This is a genomic window from Nocardia sp. bgisy134 (assembly GCF_965341865.1).
In the GTDB taxonomy this organism is placed as follows: Bacteria; Actinomycetota; Actinomycetes; order Mycobacteriales; family Mycobacteriaceae; genus Nocardia.
In genome coordinates this window covers 1-1674 of record NZ_CBDQZP010000057.1, presented here as the reverse complement: position 1 = coordinate 1674, position 1674 = coordinate 1, and the positions used below count along the sequence as shown (strand labels likewise).

Below are 1674 nucleotides of genomic sequence, written 5' to 3'. Positions count from 1 at the left end.
CGTCCGGAAATCAGCGTAAGTCGTTTTGTGTCAAGTGGTTCGGTCGGTGCCTCGTCCGTCGTCGTCCCGGCATAGCGGTGATGGGGTTGGTCCCTGCAGCGTGTAATCGGGTTGAGGTGACGACGGGCGGGGCTGCCCATGATTTCCGGCGAGATCAACGGTGTGTCTCGATGCCGCGTGGGGCTCGCCCCGACCGCCCGCTCGATGGTCGCCGAAATATTCAGGCGGCCACCGGGATCAGGGTGCTGGCTGGTCGTGTGCCGTGCGTGGCGGTTTGTGGATCCCAGCGCTTGCCGGTGGTGACGACCGCATGCAGGTGCCGCAGGATCGTCGCGGCGATGGCGGCTTGGGCTTGGGTGGGGGTGAGTTTATTGGTTTCGCGGCCGGTCAGGTGCCGGTAGCGGGCGGCATAAACAGGGTTGGCGCGTTGGGCGCCCCACACGGCTCGCCACGCGGCCAGGCGCAGGCCGGGTCGGCCTTGGCCGGTGAGTTTGGTGCGGCCGGTGAAGGTGCCGGATAGTTTCTCTCGTGGTGCCAGACCAGCGTGTTTGACCACAGCGCGGGCGGTGGTGAACCGGGCGGGGTCGCCGGTTTCGGCCAGGATCGCCGCGGCCCCGACCGCGGAGATCCCAGTGATCGAGGTGACCAGGTCAGTGAGTCCAAGTTCGTTGAGCACGTTGATCATTCGAGCTTCGGTGTCGGTGAGGCGTCGCTGGTTTTCGGCCCAGTCGCCCAGCAGCAGCTGCACTCGTTCCAGCGCGCCGCGCCGGTGCGCGCTCACCCCGGCCGGATCATCGAGGGCGGTGAACAGGTTGCCCACGATCCGCAGCGACGGTTTCTGACCGCCTCGACGGGTAATCTCGCGGCGGACCGCCTGCTCGAGACGGGCCAGGCCGAGACGGCGGGTCCGGGCCAGGTCACCGCCATCGCGGTCGCAGATCACGCTCATCGCCGCGACCCAAGTGCGGGAACGAAACGGCTGTCGCGCGGTGTGCAGCGCGGCCGGCCATACGCACTCCAGCAATGCCCGCAGTTGTTGGATTTGGCTGACCATCTCCACGATCACCTGCTCGCGACGAGCACCCAGATGCCGCAACCGGCCCCAGGTCTCATCGACCGGCTCAGGGATATAGCAACGCAACTGCGCGGTCAACCGGGCGATCAGCACCGCGTCCTTCTCATCGGTTTTGTCGCAGGTCAGGTCCTCGGCGCGACGTGACCAGGAGGTCATCGACGGCTGGACACACACGAACGCCATACCCCGGTCAGCGGCCAACTGGCCCAGCACCCGCCACCGGTGTCCGGTCGGCTCACACGCCACCGTCACCCCGGCGAAACCCGCGCCCGCTGCCCGCTGGGCCGCCCAGTCCAACGCGGCCCCCAGATCCCATGCCCGGCATCGGAATGTTTTGCGGGCCAACACTTTCGAGTCGTGATCGGTCACTACCACCATCTGTTTCCGGTCGGCCAGATCAATCCCGACGATGGCGTTGTCGGCCAGGACCAGCGCCCGAAGCCGCGCCAAACGGGCGTTTCGGTTGCGATCACCCCGCGACAAGCCACTACCGTTACCCACGAACGTCCTCCTACTGCGATGGGACACCAAGCCCGACAAGCGCATCAGGAGGACGTTCCCTCGTCCAGACACCCGGCGCATAGAACGTCTTTCTATGC

Annotated in this window: 1 protein-coding gene; it reads right to left on the bottom strand. The window is 66.5% G+C overall.

Going from position 1 to position 1674, the window contains the following annotated elements; translation table 11 throughout:
• Positions 1–220 precede the first annotated feature (220 nt).
• Positions 221–1558, bottom strand: a complete 1338-nt coding sequence (locus tag ACRWNM_RS36490) for an IS110 family transposase (protein WP_431972726.1) — start codon at positions 1556–1558, stop codon at positions 221–223.
• Positions 1559–1674: the final 116 nt, after the last annotated feature.